General features: G+C 66.5%; 19 protein-coding genes. 11 read left to right on the top strand and 8 right to left on the bottom strand.

The genetic code is table 11. From position 1 onward, the window contains the following. Positions 1-3: 3 nt before the first annotated feature. From E8L99_RS09515 to E8L99_RS09505, 3 genes are all read right to left on the bottom strand, one after another. Positions 4-330, bottom strand: coding sequence for an ArsR/SmtB family transcription factor (locus tag E8L99_RS09515; protein ID WP_137102047.1), 327 nt, complete (start codon positions 328-330; stop codon positions 4-6). A gap of 74 nt (positions 331-404) precedes the next feature. Continuing rightward, complete coding sequence (locus E8L99_RS09510; RefSeq protein WP_252511310.1) at positions 405-1,640, bottom strand: TadE/TadG family type IV pilus assembly protein; 1,236 nt, start codon at positions 1,638-1,640, stop codon at positions 405-407. Between the two features lie 222 nt (positions 1,641-1,862). Continuing rightward, positions 1,863-2,291 carry a hypothetical protein gene (locus E8L99_RS09505; RefSeq protein ID WP_137099309.1) on the bottom strand — a complete coding sequence of 143 codons (429 nt, stop codon included), beginning with the start codon at positions 2,289-2,291 and terminating at the stop codon, positions 1,863-1,865. A gap of 226 nt (positions 2,292-2,517) precedes the next feature. On the opposite strand from E8L99_RS09505, the gene E8L99_RS09500 reads away from it, so the two are divergent. From E8L99_RS09500 to E8L99_RS09485, 4 genes are all read left to right on the top strand, one after another. After that, positions 2,518-3,504 carry a Bug family tripartite tricarboxylate transporter substrate binding protein gene (locus tag E8L99_RS09500; RefSeq protein ID WP_137099308.1) on the top strand — a complete coding sequence of 329 codons (987 nt, stop codon included), beginning with the start codon at positions 2,518-2,520 and terminating at the stop codon, positions 3,502-3,504. Further along, entirely contained in the window at positions 3,501-3,911 is a 411-nt protein-coding gene (locus tag E8L99_RS09495; protein WP_137099307.1) for a GNAT family N-acetyltransferase, read from the top strand. The genes E8L99_RS09500 and E8L99_RS09495 overlap by 4 nt, the downstream gene beginning before the upstream one ends. Before the next feature lie 266 nt (positions 3,912-4,177). Beyond that, a complete protein-coding gene (aat, locus tag E8L99_RS09490; RefSeq protein WP_137099306.1) occupies positions 4,178-4,855 on the top strand; it encodes a leucyl/phenylalanyl-tRNA--protein transferase in 678 nt (225 codons plus the stop codon). After that, entirely contained in the window at positions 4,852-5,322 is a 471-nt protein-coding gene (locus E8L99_RS09485) for a GNAT family N-acetyltransferase (protein ID WP_137099305.1), read from the top strand. The genes aat and E8L99_RS09485 overlap by 4 nt, the downstream gene beginning before the upstream one ends. A gap of 232 nt (positions 5,323-5,554) precedes the next feature. Here E8L99_RS09485 and E8L99_RS09480 read toward each other — a convergent pair whose 3' ends face one another. Further along, entirely contained in the window at positions 5,555-5,980 is a 426-nt protein-coding gene (locus tag E8L99_RS09480) for an organic hydroperoxide resistance protein (protein ID WP_137099304.1), read from the bottom strand. 165 nt (positions 5,981-6,145) lie between these two features. Here E8L99_RS09480 and E8L99_RS09475 point away from each other — a divergent pair, with 165 nt between their 5' ends. Continuing rightward, positions 6,146-6,595 carry a MarR family winged helix-turn-helix transcriptional regulator gene (locus tag E8L99_RS09475; protein ID WP_137099303.1) on the top strand — a complete coding sequence of 150 codons (450 nt, stop codon included), beginning with the start codon at positions 6,146-6,148 and terminating at the stop codon, positions 6,593-6,595. 61 nt (positions 6,596-6,656) lie between these two features. Here the strand turns inward: E8L99_RS09475 and E8L99_RS09470 are convergent, their stop codons facing one another. The 4 genes from E8L99_RS09470 to E8L99_RS09455 all read right to left on the bottom strand — a co-directional run bounded on the left by E8L99_RS09470 (position 6,657) and on the right by E8L99_RS09455 (position 11,312). Continuing rightward, complete coding sequence (locus tag E8L99_RS09470; RefSeq protein WP_137099302.1) at positions 6,657-8,252, bottom strand: thiamine pyrophosphate-binding protein; 1,596 nt, start codon at positions 8,250-8,252, stop codon at positions 6,657-6,659. Positions 8,253-8,272: 20 nt separating this feature from the next. Further along, positions 8,273-9,691, bottom strand: coding sequence for a tetratricopeptide repeat protein (locus E8L99_RS09465; RefSeq protein WP_215907066.1), 1,419 nt, complete (start codon positions 9,689-9,691; stop codon positions 8,273-8,275). Between the two features lie 120 nt (positions 9,692-9,811). After that, complete coding sequence (locus tag E8L99_RS09460) at positions 9,812-10,771, bottom strand: glycosyltransferase (RefSeq protein WP_137099301.1); 960 nt, start codon at positions 10,769-10,771, stop codon at positions 9,812-9,814. 64 nt (positions 10,772-10,835) lie between these two features. Beyond that, positions 10,836-11,312, bottom strand: a complete 477-nt coding sequence (locus E8L99_RS09455) for a MarR family winged helix-turn-helix transcriptional regulator (protein ID WP_137099300.1) — start codon at positions 11,310-11,312, stop codon at positions 10,836-10,838. 48 nt (positions 11,313-11,360) lie between these two features. Here E8L99_RS09455 and E8L99_RS09450 point away from each other — a divergent pair, with 48 nt between their 5' ends. The 6 genes from E8L99_RS09450 to E8L99_RS09425 all read left to right on the top strand — a co-directional run bounded on the left by E8L99_RS09450 (position 11,361) and on the right by E8L99_RS09425 (position 17,008). Continuing rightward, positions 11,361-12,308, top strand: coding sequence for a PLP-dependent cysteine synthase family protein (locus E8L99_RS09450; RefSeq protein WP_137099299.1), 948 nt, complete (start codon positions 11,361-11,363; stop codon positions 12,306-12,308). 145 nt (positions 12,309-12,453) lie between these two features. Then, the gene (aceB, locus tag E8L99_RS09445) at positions 12,454-14,058 is read left to right on the top strand and encodes a malate synthase A (protein WP_168201620.1); all 1,605 of its coding nucleotides are present in this window, start codon (positions 12,454-12,456) and stop codon (positions 14,056-14,058) included. Between the two features lie 221 nt (positions 14,059-14,279). Beyond that, a complete protein-coding gene (locus tag E8L99_RS09440; RefSeq protein WP_137099298.1) occupies positions 14,280-15,158 on the top strand; it encodes a TorF family putative porin in 879 nt (292 codons plus the stop codon). A gap of 260 nt (positions 15,159-15,418) precedes the next feature. Further along, positions 15,419-16,069: a DUF2076 domain-containing protein gene (locus E8L99_RS09435; protein WP_137099297.1), complete on the top strand. Its 651-nt coding sequence runs from the start codon at positions 15,419-15,421 to the stop codon at positions 16,067-16,069. Then, positions 16,021-16,407: a hypothetical protein gene (locus E8L99_RS09430; RefSeq protein WP_168201619.1), complete on the top strand. Its 387-nt coding sequence runs from the start codon at positions 16,021-16,023 to the stop codon at positions 16,405-16,407. The genes E8L99_RS09435 and E8L99_RS09430 overlap by 49 nt, the downstream gene beginning before the upstream one ends. 193 nt (positions 16,408-16,600) lie before the next feature. Beyond that, entirely contained in the window at positions 16,601-17,008 is a 408-nt protein-coding gene (locus tag E8L99_RS09425) for an NADH:ubiquinone oxidoreductase subunit NDUFA12 (RefSeq protein ID WP_137099295.1), read from the top strand. The last annotated feature ends 84 nt before the right edge of the window (positions 17,009-17,092 follow it).

The following is a 17,092-nucleotide window of genomic DNA, read 5'->3' as shown; positions in this document are numbered from 1 at the left end:
CCGTCAGGCCACCGCAGCGTCTGTTCCAACGTCGGCGCCGCAGGCGGCATCGGCGCAGCATTCATCTTCAAGTGCGCCCACCAGATCGCGCATGACCTGATAATTCGCCCGGCAGCGCAAAACGGTGCTCTCCCGGGTCTGCGAAACCAGATCGCAGCCACAAAGCTTGGCCAGGTGATGCGACAGCGTCGAAGCCGGGATCGCCAGGCGCTCCTGGAGCTTGCCGACCGGCAGGCCAGCAGCCCCCGCCCGCACAAGCGCGCGATAGATCGCAAGGCGGGTCGGGTTGCCGAGAGCTTCAAGACGGGTGGCGATGACAATCATGTCCATGACGCTACGATGCAGCATTGCGCCGCGCTGGTCAACCGTCTTTCTAGAATTATCGAATTATATGGATTCACCCGTCATTGCGTCAGCCTGGCCGAGGCCACCGCCTTCTGGAACAGGGCCGTCATCGCCTCGGAGATGCCGCTGGATGGGCTGACCTCGAAATAGAGCCCGGAAGACGCGCAAGCCTCCATATTGGTCGGGATCTTCGACTGGAACGGCTTGATCCAGGTGTTGTACCAGGAGTTCGTGGTGAGCGGGATATAGGTCGTGTAGAGCACCGCGATACGGATGCCGCGCGCCTTGATCTTGGTGCAGATGGCCGTGGTCAGCGGCTCCTGGCACCGGCCGCCGGTGGTGGGTTCAGTGCAGGTCGACGGATAATAATAGTCGGCCACGCCGTCCGTGACGAAGAACAGGATCTTCTGCGGGCTGGCGGCCGAGGTTCCGTCGCCGGGCGTCGGAATGGCGGTGTTGGCCGCTGCCAGAATGTTGTCGAAATCGGTGCACTGGTCGTTGTTGTAGCCCTGATAGGGGATCGCCATCAGGTCGATGGCGCTGGCCGCGGTCTTCGCCGTGGACAGGCTGGCAGTCAGTGTCGAGATCGTGGTCAGGCCGGTCTTGGTGCAGCTCGACCCGAACGTGTAGATCGCCGCGCGATACTGGCCCGCGACCGTCAGCATCGAGGTTGCCGTGTCCATCAGGGACTGGGTGGCCGTGCGCACGACGTCGATGCGCATGGCGACGCCCAGCTTCTTTGCGAGCGCGTAATAATCGGACGTCGATCCGGTAATGTGGCAGGCGAAGGCACATTTGTCGGACGTATTGGCGATCAACTTGTTGATGTCGGCCGTCGTCGCACCTACGCCCATCGATGGTGAATTGTCGAGCAACAAGTAGAAATCGATGTAGAGGGGCACGGCCGATGTTGCCTTGACGGTGCCCGAGACCGTCGTCGTGGAAATTCCCCCGAGCCCCATGAAGACGTTGCTGACGGTCGCGGAATAGGCGACCTCGGCGGTCCGCAATGTCCCGGAGACCCCGATTGTGACCGATGTGGAGGTGAGGACCGTCCTGTTCAGGGTGCCGGCATCAGCCACGAACGTGTTGGCCGCGACAGTCTTTGCCGCTTCGGCAGAGAGCGCCATGGATGTCCGGTTGACCGCAGACAGCGCGGCCATGTCCGCGGCATTGTCCAGCCTCACCTTGACCCGGCTGGCATAGGTGTAGTCGACAGCGGCGCCCGCCATCAGCAGCAGGGGCAAGGCGGCGATGCCGAAAAGAATGGCGGCGCCGCCGCGCCGGTCCGACATGAATCGGCCGACAAGCCCTTTGAACGGGAGCAGGCAGGAGGGGCGCGCTGTCTTTCGATCGCCTGACCTGGGCGAGAAGGGGAGACGCATCGGAACAGCTCCGGCAAACAGGAACGCCGGAACCATTGCCCTCCAAGACTTAACGATGCGGCGGATTAGCCTCGTATATTATGTAAATACTTGCAGTATTTTGTTTCTCGACGTATCGGCCGAGCCTGCCTGTCAGCGCCGCGCGGGCGCTGCGCCGCAGCGGGCATAGACCATCATGCCGTACCGGCTATGGGCCTGCTCGACCACGTAGCGGGTGATGAAGGTGTTGGCGTCGAAGAACACGATTTCCCGCGTGGTCAGGCTGGTGATGGCATTGTTGTCATCGGGCGTCACCAGATAGGCCTTGCCATTGGCCTGGAGGATTTCAAGCTCGCTCGGCGCGGCGGCATCGGCGCCATGCATCATCGGGCCGCCCTTCGGGCCGCGGGCAATGATGTAGGGATGGCCGCACTCCGCCCGCGCGCCGGTGATCGACTTCGCCCGGTCCTCCTCGTTCCAGTAGGACACGAAACCCCAGCGGCCGATGAACTGCTCAGCCGTCTGGGCGAAGGCGGGGGTCGTTGCCAGAAGACCGAGAATGGCAAGGGCGAGGCGGCTCATGGGGGCTCCGGCTTTGGGCAAAAGTGATCGCGGGCGGGAGGTTTAGGCGAGCCGCCGGCAGAAGCAAGAGCGCATGGTCCCGCAGGCCCCACGATGGAGCGGCCGTGTTGCGCTGCGATCACGTTTACGGCCACGCTTGCCTTCAAGGCCAAACCCACTAGACATTCAGGCTTCAAGCAACGGGCGCGAACGACGCCCGGACAGACAGAGTCCCAAGGAGAGTTCGATGCGCCGTTTCACAATCAAGGCTCTGGTTTGCGCCATCGCGTTTGCCGCCATCGGCCTTGTCGCAGCTGGCCGCGAGGCCGCAGCCCAGCCCTATCCGAACCGCGCGATCCGCGCGATCGTGCCCTTTGCCGCCGGCAGCGCCACCGACATCGTCGCGCGCGCCTTCGCCGACCGGATGACCGCGACCCTCGGCCAGTCGATCGTCATCGAGAACCGCCCCGGCGCCAACGGCATGATCGGCGCCAATGCCGTCGCCAAGGCCGATGCCGACGGCTACACGATCCTGATCGGCACCAATTCGACCAATGCCGCGGCACCGGCGCTGTTCAACAACGTGCCGTTCGACATGCACAAGGACTTCCAGCCGATCTCGTTCCTGTGCTCGGTGCCGCTGATCGTCGCCGTGCCGAACGACCTGCCGGTGAAGACGCTTGCCGAGCTGATCGCCTATGCGCGCGGCCGCACCGACCTCACCTTCGCGTCGGCCTCGGCGTCGCAGCGCGTTTCGACTGAGATGCTCCTGTCGATGACCGGCATGAAGATGACCCATGTCGCCTATCGCCAGGGCCCGACCGCCATGCAGGACCTGATCGCCGGCCGCGTGACGCTGTTCACCGCCGATCTCGGCGTGATGCTGCCGCAGGTGCGCGGCAACACGATCCGCCCGCTGGCGGTGACCTCCTCCACCCGCTCGCCGCAGGTGCCCGACCTGCCGACGGTGGATGAGGCCGCCAATGTGAAGGGCTACGAGCTGATCGCCTGGTTCGGCATGTTCACCCCGGCCAATGTGCCGGCCGATGTCGTCACCAAGCTCAACGCCGCCGTGCGCGCCGCCGCCGCCACGCCCGAGGTGCAGAACTCGCTGCAGGCAGCGCTTGGCATGCAGATCGCGCCCTCCAGCCCCGAGGAACTGGCCGCCCGCGTGCGCACCGAGGCGGTGAAGTGGCAGGAAGCGGCCACCGTCGCCGGCATCGAGAAGCAATGATCCGCACGGCGACCCGCTCGGATCTGCCGCGGATCACCGAGATCCGCATGGCGGTGACGGAGAACGTGCTGTCGAACCCGGCCAAGATCGTCGACGCGGTCGAATATCTGATCGACCGCGACGGCTTCTGGGTGTTCGAGATCGATGGCGTGATCGCTGGCTTCTCGTCGGCCGATCCGCGCGACGGATCGATCTTCGCGCTGTTCGTCGACAAGGCCTTCGAGGGCCGGGGCGCCGGGCAGGCGCTGCTGGCCCGGGCCTGCAAGGCATTGCGGGATGCGGGGCACCGGCGGGCCTGGCTGAATACCGGGATCGGAACGCGGGCCGAGCGGTTCTACCGCGAGAACGGCTGGACCGAGATCGATCGCACCGACACGAACGAGATCACGTTCAACCGGGTGTTCTGACGCGGGAATGCGGGTTTGCCGCCATTGGCCCCTCACCCTACCCCTCTCCCCGCAGGCGGGGAGAGGGAACGCCTCCGCCCGGCTTCAAGATCGTTCGTTCACGAGATGTGAGCATGGACCAGCAAGGTGAGCCGGCGCACTCCAATCCCCTCTCCCCGCCTGCGGGGAGAGGGCGAGGGTGAGGGGCCGGCGCCGCCAGCGCACAAACCTGTCTTGGTCGCGAAGCCCCTCTGGCCCGCCCGCAGCACACACCCTATTCTCTCCCCATGACACGCCACAGCGACAGCGAGAATGCGATCACGCCGGAGGTGCTGCTGCGCGCCTATGCCTGCGGCATCTTTCCGATGTCGGAGAGCGCCGATGATCCCGGCCTCTACTGGGTGGAGCCGCAGCGGCGCGGCATCATTCCGCTAGACGGGCTGATCGTATCCTCCAGGCTGGCGCGCACCGTGAAGTCCGGCCGCTTCACCATCCGCATGGACCATGATTTTCCGGCCGTCATCGACGCCTGCGCCGCTCCAGCTGAAGGGCGGGATTCGACCTGGATCAACGGCCGCATTCGCGACCTCTATGGCCAGCTGTTCGCCATCGGCCATTGCCACAGCGTCGAGGTCTATCGCGAGGACCGGCTGGTCGGCGGGCTCTATGGCGTCAGGCTCGGCGCGGCCTTTTTCGGCGAGAGCATGTTCCACCGCGAGAGTGACGCCTCCAAGGTGGCGCTGGTCCATCTGGTGGCCCGGATGCTCGCCGGCGGCTTCACGCTGCTCGACACCCAGTTCGTCACCGAGCACCTGAAGACGCTGGGTGCCGTGGAAGTGCCGCGCAAGAGCTACCAGACCATGCTCGAGCGAGCGGTCTCGGGCGGCGCGCGCTGGGTGCCGGAGCCGCTCGATCCGCGCGAGGCGCTCGCCCTCATCGCCAGCAGAAGCAGCCTCCCAGCATGAAGATCCGAGAGGCTACAGATAGCGACGGGGCAGCCCTGCGCGCGCTCATCGCGCCCATTTTCGCCGAGTACGACAACTGCCTGTTCGTCGATGACGAGTTTCCCGAACTGGCGGCTCCGGCCAGCCATTACGCCGCCAAGGGTGGGCGCCTGTTCGTTGCCGAAAGGGATGGCCGGGTGGTCGGCTCGCTGGCGGCGGCCCTCGTTCAGCCGGGGTCGGGCGAATTGTTCAAGGTCTATGCGTCCGGCGAGACGCGCGGCACCGGCCTGTCTCACCAGCTCTACGCCTTGGGCGAGAGCTTGATGCGCGACCGCGGCGCCCGCGAGATGGTGCTCTGGACCGACACCCGCTTTGCCCGCGGCCATGCCTTCTACGAAAAGCTCGGCTTCGAGCGGCAACCGGTGGTGCGCTATCTCGCCGATGTCAGCGCGACCTGGGAGTTCTTCTACCGGAAGCGGCTGGGGTAAGGGGCGCGAAGCTGCCTTTTGGCCGAACCCAGGGGACCACCTACGCGGAATGCGGGGTGGAACTCCCCTCCCCCCGCTTGCGGCGGGGAGGGGCTTGGGGGTGGGGGGACCAGCGCGCTTTAGCCGGACCTGCCCCCCACCCTAACCCTCCCCGCCACTGCGTGGGGGGAGGGGATACCATTCCGCTTCCGGAGCTTTGGCGAACAAGACTGGGCGTTACCTGCCCCCTGCCTCACGCCACCGACAGGCGGACGTCGAGGTTCTTGCGGGTCGCTTCCGAATAGGGGCAGACCACGTGGGCCTTGGCGACGAGATCCTCGGCAACTGCCTTGTCGACGCCGGGAATGGCCACCGACAGCGCCACGTCGAGGCCGAAGCCCTGGCCGTCATCGCGCGGGCCGATGCCGACGGTCGCGGTGACCGTGGTCTCGGGCGAGAGCGCCACCTTGGCCTTGCCGGCGACGAATTTCAGCGCGCCGAGGAAGCAGGCGGAATAGCCGGCCGCGAACAGCTGCTCGGGATTGGTGCCGTCGCCGCCGGGGCCGCCCAGTTCCTTCGGCGTGTTCAGCTTGACCGTCAGATTGCCCTCGGCGGTGGAGGCGATGCCATCGCGGCCACCGGTGGCTGTCGCTTCTGTGGTGTAGAGAACCTTGGTCATCACGCGTCTCCTGTGTGCGGCTCGATGCCGTGTTGGAATGCCCTTTTGTATTGTGCGCAATCTAATTTTGCAAAATCATAAACATGTGATTGGATCAACGCGCAATCTGATTGCGCGCAATGGATATCCGTGCCTTGGCTTTCCGCTGGAATCCGGAGCCGCCGCATGCCCAACCCGCCCGACCATCTCGGCCTCGATGATCAGCTGTGTTTCGCCGTCTATTCGGCGGCGCATGCGTTCAACCGCGTCTACAAGCCGCTGCTCGACAGGCTGGGGCTCACCTATCCGCAATATCTGGTCATGCTGGTCCTGTGGGACCGCGACGACCAGTCGGTGAAGGCGATCGGCGAGAAGCTGACGCTCGATTCCGGCACGCTGACGCCGCTTCTGAAGCGGCTGGAAGCGCGCGGCCTGGTGACCCGCCGGCGCGACGTCGCCGACGAGCGCTCGGTGCGCATCGGGCTCACTGACGCGGGGCGCAGCCTGCGCGATGCCGCCAAGGCGGTTCCGATCGCCATCGGCTGCGCGGTCGACCGGCCCTGGGAGGAAGCGGTGAGGCTGCGGCAGGAACTGGTCAGGCTGCGCGAGGCCCTCGACAAGGCCGCAGGCGAGTGAGATCGGTCCCGCTCACTGCGCGGCGGTGGTCGGCATGGCGCAGAGGGTCAGCGCCCTCACCTCAGAATGCGCCGTCATAGGCACGCTGGCCGATCTCAGCGGCAATGACAGTGAACCCCGGCCGCGCGAAAGCGTCGCGCGTCGCTTGCTCCAGTGCCGCCTTGTCGGCCACCGAAACGCCATGGCCACCGAGCGCCTTCGCCACGGTGGCGAAATCGGTCTGGCCGAAATCGACGCCGGCTGTCGCCAATTGCTGCTGGCGCTGCTTCAACTCGATCAGGCCGAGTTGGGCATCGACCAGCACGACGACCACGACCGGCAGTTTGAGATCGCGCACGGTCGCCAATTCGCCGAGCACCATTTCGAGGCCCGCATCGCCGACGAAGCAGAGCGTCGGACGCCCCGTTACCAGCGCGTGGCCTGCGGCGAGCGGCAGCGCGCAGCCCATGGTGCAGAGCCCGGTCGACTGGATCAGCGTGTGCGGCAGGGACGCAGTCCACATCTGGCTGAGCAGAATGCGGTGGGCACCGGAATCGACCGAGGCGACAGTTTCGGCGGGTGCGATGGCGCGCACCGTCTCGAAGACATTGTGCGGCCCCCACGGCCCCGGCGCCGCGAAGGCACGGGCGAGCGCATCACGCGCACGCGCCGGCTCGCCGCCGGACCAGACCGGTTTCGGCGTCACCGTGGCGGCAAGCCGCTCCAGCATCAGGCCGACATCGCCCTCATGGGTGACAGTGCCCGAATGCATGCCATGCGGCATGGCCTCCGCAACCAGATCGATCACCGGCTTGTCGGGCCCCCAAGGATGGCGCCAGCCGACGCGCATCTCGATCGGGTCATAGCCGGCGAGGATGATCAGATCGGCGTCCGCGATCAGCGGCATGACGATGCGGTCGGCCTTGGGCGACAGGCCCGCCGCGCCGATGACGCGGGGATCGGTCTCGCTGACCAGACCCTTGGCCTTGTAGGTGGTGATCAGCGGCGCGCCGGTGGCGGTGAGGAAGGCGTCGAGCGCCGCGCCGGACCCTTCCGCCACCAGGTCGAGCCCGGCAATGACCAACGGCCGCGCGGCCTTCGCGATCATGGCGCTCGCCTGGTCGAGCGAAGCCGGCACCGATGGCACCGGTAAGGACGAGACGATGACCGGCCGCTCGGCTACCTCAGCCTCGGCAACCCCAATCGGCAGGTCGATATGGACCGGCCCCGGACGGCGCGACAGGGCAATGGTCAGGGCCTTGTCGGCGACGAGGTCCTCGGTGCCGGAGGCGGCGCGGAACGTCGCTTTGACGATGGGCCTGAGCAGCGCCTGATGATCGAAGACCTGATGGGTGAAGGTCTCGGCCAGCGCCTGGTCGACACAGCCGGTGACGAAGATCAGCGGCACGCGATCCTGCAGCGCATTGGCCACCACATTGGCGGCATTGGCGACGCCGGGGCCGAGCGTTGCGAGAAACAGGCCCGGCGCGCCGGTGGCGTGCCAGACGGCTTCCGCCATGAAGCCCGCGGCATTCTCATGCTTGGTCAGGATGAAGCGGATGCCGGCGCGCTCCAGCGCATCGACCAGCGCCAGAACCTCGCCGCCGGGAATGCCGAAGGCGTAGCGGATGCCGGCAGCGGCGAAACGCCGGGCCATGAGATCTGCGCCGGTGGTCATGTCTGCACGTCTCCGAATGATCAATGCGCCGCGGCGATCGGCATGGCGCCAAGCGCCAATGCAGCAACCCTGATCGCCCCGCGCCGTCCCTGGGCGATCCGCTTCAGCCGGCGGGCGGCAAAGGCATTGTTGCCGCCGCGCGCGGCAAGCCGCTGGGTCAGCAGCCGCTCGGCCCGGTCGTGATCGCCGGACCGCATCAGGCTCTCGATCAGCATCTGCTCGAACAGGTCGCGCTGGGCATGGCTGCCGCCAATCCCGATCAGCCGCGGCCGGACCGCCCAGAGCGCGCGGGCGGCCGCCTCGAATTCGCCGGCTCGGAAGGCGACGACGCCCTCGGCGGCGATTGCGCCGACCGATCCGGCAAGTCCGGCATCGGCGGCCGTGCCCCTCAGCCCGTCAACCTTGAGGTTGCGCACCAGAAGACCAGCCTCGCGGCCTAGACCGGCACCGGCAAGGGCGGTGACATAGTGCAGATCGGCGAAGACCAGCCGGCGGTCGTCGACGCGGCGCGCGGCGATCTCGCCCAGTTCCTCCCAGCGATGGCCGATATCGACGCCCTCGATCTCGAGGCGCGCCAGCAGCGAGGCGCCATTGGCGAGATCGCGATAATCGTCCGAGCGGTTGGCGCGGATCTCGCGGTCATAGAGGTCGAGCACGCCGTCGATGCGGCCCTGCTCGATGAGAAACAGCGCGAGATGCCAGTAGAGGTGGAAGCTGAAATTGTTGCAATGGCCCCAGTGCTGGCGATTGGCGGAGAGCCAGTCAGCGCCTTCCCTGGCGCGGCCGGTCATTTCCAGCACATGGGCCACCGCGTGCCGCCCCCAGGCATCGGCCGGATTGAGTGCCAGGGCCCGACGGCCCGACATTTCGGCGGCCTTGAAGTCGCCGGTCTCCTCCTCGGCAAAAGCCTGGCAGCCCAGCACATAGGATTCGGCGAAAGTGCGGGCAAAGCCCGGCGCGTGACGCCTCAGGCTCGCCAGCATGCCGGCATTGTCGCCCAGCATGAAGCGGATCTGGTGGACGAATTTCAGCGCCAGCACATCGCGCGGGGCAAGAGCCAGCGCCTGTTCGAGATGGTCGGCGGCGTGAAGCGGCCGGCCGTCCAGCCAGGCATCGAGGGCATCGACATAGGCCCTCTCGCGGGCCGTGACGCGCGCCGTCCAGAGGCAGGTCCTGGCGGTGCCAAGGCACTGGCGGGCATCCGCCATCAGTTCGCCGCGCGCCATCATCAGGAGCATCAGGCCCTTGGTGGCATGGCCGAGCGCGAAATCGGGCGCGGCGGCCAATGTCCGGGCGAGTTCGGCCGGCGTCGCCGCGCTGTGGCCGAGCATCGCCTCGATCGTCTCGTTCCAGGGGGACAAGGCTGCGCTGTTGGACAGCGTCATCGCATTGCCGAGGGCATCGAACTGCAGAGAGGTCGTGGGCAGGGATTGGTTCATGGGCCGCGTGCTCGTCTCGTCCGCTGGAGATGAGCAGGTTTCGCGGATCGGCGGCCTGGCGTTACGCCCGTTCGGTCACGGCTGCGTGAGACAGAAGATTGTTGCTGGCCCGGGTCCGGCTCAGGCGGCCGCGATCACGTCGCCCAGACCATAGGCCGCGACCATCTCGGCCAGATCGCCATCGGTCACCGCACCGGCCATGATCGCCCGCGAGCGGTTGCCGAACAGAGCCCATTTGTCGATCGGCGTGAGGCTGCGGGCGCGCGCGGCCAGCCGGCTCTGGCTCGCCGCCACTTCCGCTACCGTCACCACGTCACGGCGGCGGTGGAAATCCTTCTCCTTGCGGGCGAAGCGGCGATTGCGGCCGGTCTCGATCTCGTAATTGGCGAAGCCGAGGCCGGTCTTCAGATATTTCATGTGCCAGTAGGCAAAGCCCGCAAAGACCCTCTTGAAGTGATATTTGCGGAAGTCCTCGAAGCGGCGATCGTGGACGAAATAGGCGTCGGGCGTCATCGAGAAGAAGCCGATATCGCCATTGCCGGAAAACGGCGTGCCGGCATGGATGCCGACCGCGCCATCCTCGTCGCGCGCAAGATTGAGGCCCGAGAAACAGTTCATCCGGCCGGGCGCGAGACCGTCGCGGCGCAGGCCCTCGACCATGGGGGTGAGGCCCCGCTCGTAGGCGATGTGGTCGTCATCGAGCTTCACCACGATCTGGCGGCTGGTGCGCGACAGCGCGAAGTTCGAATAATTGACCACGCTGTGGGGCGAGTTGCCCGGCTCGGCGGCATGCTCGGCCGAGCCTGGCGGGTGAACGCGCGGCTGGTAGTGGAAGAGCTTCAGCTTGTCGGGACCCAACTGATCCTGCAGGCCCGCCAGGATCTCTTCCGTCGCATCGGTGCACTGGTTGTAGACCGCCACGATCTCGTCGACGAAGGGCGCGTGGCTGAGAATGGTCGGCGCAATGAAATCCGCGCCGTTGCGCGTGCGCACGAAGGCGGAAATGCCCGGCCGCCGCTCCGCGACCCGAAGGTCGGGCGGGCTGAACGAATAGGTCTCGATTGCGGTGATGTCGGCCATGGGCTCGTCGGTCGGGCGGGAGGACAGGCCTTAGACGGGGATGGCCGGAAAATCCAGCGGGGCTTCAGGCCGCGTCCAGCACGGCTGTCGCTTCGGCGATGCGCCCGATATCGGAGGGATCGACAAGAACGGCAACCTCGGCCTGCGCCTCTCTCCACGCCGGCATGGCGGCGGCGAGCGTGCGGGCGCCCTGCTCGGTGAGCCAGACGGCGCGGCGGCGCAGATCCGCCTCCGCGATGACGATCTCGACAAGTCCCCGGCGCTCCAGGGCGTGCAGGTTGCGCGACAGGGTCGAGGCATCGAGGCCGGTTCGGGCAGCCAACCTGCCGATCGTGTCGTCGGCGGCGCTGGCGATCTCGGCCATCAGGCCGAACTGCGCGATGCCGAGACCGAAGGGGGCGAGATGACGGTCAAAGAGCCGTGAGAGGCGCCGCGCAACGAGGCGGGCATGGATGCCGGCACAGGTGGCGACGGCCGCGCGGGCATCGCTGGTCAGGGACGGGGACGCGGCCGGGAATGAGGTGCTGATTTGCTTTAGCATGGTTCAATGTATATGCATCGATTGTATCTACATGCAATGGAAATACCGATGTCCCGCCCCCTTCAGGTCGTCCCCTCCATTCTCCAGCGGATCGGCGCGACACCGCTCCTGGAGCTCAAGGCCGTCGCGCCGGCCGGGTCGGCGCGCATCCTGATCAAGGTGGAAAGCGAAAACCCGACCGGCAGCATGAAGGACCGCATGGCGCTTGCCATGATCGAGGCGGGTGAGCGCGATGGCCGGCTGAACCCCGGCGGGCGGGTGGTGGAATATACCGGCGGCAGCACAGGCGTCTCGCTGGCGCTTGTCTGCGCCGCGCGCGGCTATCCCTTGAGCATCGTCACCTCCGACGCCTTCTCGGCGGAGAAGCGCGCGCAGATGGCGGCGCTCGGCGCCGAACTGACCATCGTCCCGAGCCAGAGCGGCGGCATGGATGCCGCACTGACCCATGCCATGGTGGCGGAGGCGCGGCGCATCCAGGCGGAGACCGGAGCCTTCTGGACCGACCAGCTGCGCAACAGCGACCAGCTCGCCGCCTATCACGCCATGGCCGCCGAGATCGTCGAGCAGACCGGCGGCAAGGTCGACGCCTTCGTGCAGGCGACCGGCACGGCGGCCTCGGTGCGCGGCACGGCCGAGGGCTTCAGGCATCAGGGGCTGGACGTGCATATCGTGGCGGTGGAACCGGCGGAATCGGCCGTGCTGTCGGGCGGCCCAAGCGGCAGCCACAGGATCGAGGGCGTCGGCGCGGGCTTTGTCGTGCCGCTGTGGAAGCCGGACCTGATCGACGAGATCGTGCCGGTCTCGACGGAAGAGGCCATGGCCATGGCCCGCCGGCTGGCGCGCACAGAGGCGCTGTTCGGGGGGACATCGACCGGTGCCAACCTGGTGGCCGCCTTGCAGGTCGGCCTGCGGTTGGGGCCAGGGGCGACCATCGTCACGGTGATGTGCGATACGGGGCTGAAATATCTCAGCACGGCGCTCTACCGGCCGGAGTGATGGCGGACCGAGGCGGGTTTATTGCCTCCATCTTTTCCAAAACGGCAAAAGTCCTCGTCACCTTCGTCCATTCCGGCATAAGCGGCTTTCGGCTAGCGTGGATCATGGAAACGGGCGGGAAGCCCTGACATTCGAGGAGAACGCCATGACCGCCACCAGCATGACCCCAATGCCGGGCGTCGAGATCAAGGGGCCGATGGGCCCGCGCTTCGACGAGATCCTGACCCCCGAGGCGATCGCCTTCGTGGTCGACCTGCAGCGCAAGTTTAACGAGACCCGCAAGCGGCTCCTCAAGCTGCGCGCTGAGCGGCAGAAGCAGTTCGATGCCGGCACGCTGCCGGACTTCCTGCCCGAGACCAAGCACATCCGCGACGGCGCCTGGACCGTTGCGCCGATCCCGGCCGACCTGCAGGACCGCCGCGTCGAGATCACCGGCCCCGTCGACCGCAAGATGGTGATCAATGCGCTGAACTGCGGCGCCAAGTGCTTCATGGCGGATTTCGAGGACGCCAATGCCCCGACCTGGACCAACCAGATCGAAGGCCAGATCAATCTGAAGGACCGCTGGGCGGGCACGCTCGCCTTCACCGACCCGGTCTCGGGCAAGTCCTATGCGATGAAGGACAAGGTGGCGGTGATCATCCCCCGCCCGCGCGGCTGGCACCTGCCGGAAGTGCATGTGCAGGTGGACGGCGAGGAGATGTCGGGCGCGCTGTTCGATTTCGGCCTCTACACGTTCCACAATTCCAAGAACGCGCTCGCCAAGGGCTCGGGCCCCTATTTCTACCTGCCGAAGATGGAGAGCCATCTGGAAGCGCGGCTGTGGAACGACGTGTTCGTCCACGCCCAGGAAAAGCTCGGCATCCCGAAGGGCACGATCAAGGCGACCGTGCTGATCGAGACGCTGCCGGCCGCCTTCGAGATGGACGAGATCCTGTTCGAGCTGAAGGACCACATGGCCGGGCTCAATGCCGGCCGCTGGGACTACATCTTCTCGTTCATCAAGAAGCTTGCCCGCAATCCGAACTTCATCCTGCCGGATCGCGGCCAGGTGGTGATGAGCAAGGCCTTCCTGAAGGCCTATGCCGAGTTGCTGGTGAAGACCTGCCACAAGCGCAACGCCTTCGCGATGGGCGGCATGGCGGCGCAGATCCCGATCAAGAACAATCCCGAGGCCAATGCGGCCGCCTTCGCCAAGGTGAAGGCCGACAAGGAGCGCGAGGCGACCATCGGCCATGACGGCACCTGGGTGGCGCATCCGGACCTCGTGCCGGTGGCGATGGAGGCCTTCGACCGGCTGATGCCGCAGCCGAACCAGGTCGCCAAGCAGCGCGACGACGTGACCGCCAGCCAGACTGCCCTATTGGAGATCCACGAGGGCACGAAGAACGAGGCCGGCTATCGCGAGAACATCCGCGTCGGCGTCCAGTATATCGAGGCCTGGCTGCGCGGCCGCGGCGCCGTGCCGATCTACAACCTGATGGAGGATGCGGCGACCGCCGAGATCTCCCGCGCGCAGATCTGGCAGTGGACCAAGTACGGCGTGAAGCTGGAGGGCGGCATCGCCTGCACGCCGGCCTTCTTCGAAACGGCACTGGCGGAAGAGATGGACAAGGTGAAGGGCGAGGTCGGGGAGAAGGCCTTCTCCGGGGGTCGCTTCCCTGAGGCGATAGCCCTGTTCAAGACCTTGTCGCTCGCGCCGGACTTCGAAGAGTTCCTGACTTTGCCTGCCTACCGAATGATCGTTTGAGTTAACCTAAGGTTAACCAATTGGTGTTCCTCGCTCGAACGGCTGTGGCACATTCGCCACAGCCGTTTTTACTTGTTCCAGTTTGCCTAGAGATTAGGCAAGAAACCAGCACTTGCACGGTTTCTCGGCTTGTCACAATGACCCGAAGCATGACCCAATCCTGACATATTCATGACGGGCCCGGCCTGAATCGGTCCCTTGAGGTTACTCGGGAGAATCGCATGCTTCGCAAGTCCTTGCTCGCCGGTGTTGTCGCCGCGGTCCTCTCGGCCCCGGCCATGGCCGCCGACGTCGCCGCCCCGCTGGCGGCTCCCGCTGCCTCGCCCTGGGATCTCGCCTTCGGCGCCAAGCTGATGTCGGACTACAATTTCCGCGGTATCTCGCAGTCGGCCCGCGGCCCGGCCTTCTCGGCCTATGCCGAAGTCCGCTACAACTGGCTCTATGCCGGTGCGGCGTACTGGACCACCAAGCTGCCGACCCGTCCGATCGGCGAGATCGACCTCTATGCCGGTATCCGCCCGGTCATCGGCGACCTCACCCTCGACTTCGGTCTGATGTACTATCTCTACACCCCGGAGCGTCAGTTCCGCACCGACATCGTGACCCCGCCCGGCGCGCTCGCCGGCGTCTGGACCCCGCGCAACACCGACTTCCTCGAAGTCTACGGCAAGGCCGGCTACGACATCACGCCCCAGCTGAACGTCGGCGGCGCGCTCTACTATGCGCCGAACTGGCTCGGCACCGGCGCTTCGGGCCTCTATGCCGAAGCCAATGCCAAGTACAAGCTGCCGAACGATTTCGCGATCTCGGGCGCCGTCGGCCATTACTGGCTGGGCACCACCTCGGTGTTCGGCGCCGGCAACGACTTCAACATCCAGGACTACCTGTACTGGAACGCCGGCGTGTCGTGGACCTACAAGGACGTCGTGACGCTCGACCTGCGCTACCATGGCACCAACCTGACCACGCAGCAGTGCTTCGCCACCACCGGCGACTATCGCGGCGTGCTCACCGGTGCGGGCCGGTCCAACTGGTGCGGTCATTCGGTGGTCGCCACCCTGTCGGTCGATCTGCAGTACTCCAAGCTGCCGCTGCGCTGACACCACGCTCCTTTCATCGACTGCTGGAAAGGCCGGGCTCGCCCGGCCTTTTCGCTTTTTGGCGGCCTGCCTGCGACGTACCGTCACGCCACTTGCCGGCGCGTTGCACCCCACTGGCGCAATGCCGGGAGAAGGGCCATGTTTCGTCCGTCCGGCGCCTTGCCGGGCCGCGGCGCGACATATCCCAGCAATGTGCCCATGCGATCAGGGCATGACGCTGGGTAGTCAGCGACGCGAGATCTTCCGGAGGATCCTTCCCCATGAATCAGCAGGAACGCGACATCCTCGCCGGCCTGTTCGACCGTTTGAAATCGGCCGAAACCCAGCAGCGCGACCCACAGGTCGATGCCTTCATCCGGGAGCGGCTGGCCGTCCAGCCAGGCGCGGTCTACGCGCTGCTCCAGTCGATGTATGTGTCTGACCAGGCACTCGGCGGGCTCAACCAGCAGAACGACCAGCTGCAGGCGCAGGTCAACGACCTGCAGAACCAGCTCGCCCAGATGCAGAGCCAGCTTGCCCGCATGCAGCAGGCGCCCCCGCCTGCCCAGCAGAGTGGCGGTTTCCTGTCGGGCATTTTCGGCTCCAAGCCGGCAGCTCCCCCGCCGGCTCCGCCGCCGGGTGCCTTCGGCCAGCCGCAGGGTGGTTTCGGCCAGCCCCAGGGTGGTTTCCAGCCCCAGGGCGGACCCCGTCCGGGTCCTTGGGGTCAGCCGCAGCCCCAGCAGGGCTATGGCGCGCCGCCTCCGGGCTACGGTGCTCCGCCTCCGGGCTATGGCGCCCCGCCCCCGGTTACGGCGCGGCTCCTCCCCCGGCTCCTGCCGCTAGCGGCGGTTCGGGCTTCCTCGCGACAGCGGCAACCGCCGCCGTGGGCGTGGCCGGTGGCATGCTCGCCGCCAATGCCATCTCGTCGATGATGCGCGGCTCCGGTTCCGGCGTTCCCGGCGTCGGCGGCCAGCAGACCGCAGCTTCCGCGACGCCCGGCATCGGTGCGACCGGCGCCTCGGCTGGCGCCGGCCAGGATGTCGGCGGCGATTCGAAGGGCGCCTGGGACAAGGGCGGTGCCGATCAGGCGAGCTGGAACAATTCCGGCAGCACCAGCGGCAGCGACTATTCCGAGCCGGGCTACAATCAGGCCGGTTACGCCAACAACAGCGGCGGCGGCGATTATTCGGAACCCGGCTACAATCAGGCCGGCTACGACAGCAGCAACGACTATTCCGAACCGGGCTATGACGGCGGTGAAGACGTCTGATCCTCAGCGCCTGACATCGTGACGACCGGCGGCCACCCCTTGCGGGTGGCCGTTGTCGTTTAAGCCGCCGCGCCGGCCAACCCCGGCGGCCGGCAGGTCTGTTGCGGGCAAGCCCGCTCTGGACAAGGCAGCTCTGGACAAGGCCTGCCGCGGGTGGCATGAACCGGCTTGAATCCAACGATGCGGGCGGGCGATGAAGACCTTCTTCCTCAAGTTCTTCACGTGGTGGAACAGCCAGACCTTCGGCACCCAGCTGAACATCTGGCGCTACGGCGTGTTCGTCGGCGAGGACGAGAGCGGCAACAAATATTACCGCTCGAGCTATGCCAAGGACCCGGCTCTCGGCCATGAGCGGCGCTGGATCGTCTATAATGGCGTTGCCGAGGCCTCGCGCATTCCCCCGGGCTGGTGGGGCTGGATGCACCACAAGAGCGACAAGCCGCCGACGGAAGAGGCCTATCAGCCCCGCGAATGGCAGAAGGCGCATCGTCCGAACATGACCGGCACCTCCGAGGCCTATCGCCCGCCGGGCTCGACGCTGGCCTCCGGCAAGCGCCCCAAGGCAACCGGCGACTACCAGGCCTGGACGCCTGGTAGCTGAGGCTGACTGGCATCGGCATGGTTCCGCCACGATCGGCATGTTAGTGCTCGCCAAAGGGCGGGCCTGACGGCATGAGGCCGGCCC

The organism is Phreatobacter aquaticus (assembly GCF_005160265.1).
In the GTDB taxonomy this organism is placed as follows: Bacteria; Pseudomonadota; Alphaproteobacteria; order Rhizobiales; family Phreatobacteraceae; genus Phreatobacter; species Phreatobacter aquaticus.
The sequence above is the reverse complement of the archived record's forward strand: the minus strand, read 5'-3'. Positions and strand labels throughout refer to the sequence as shown.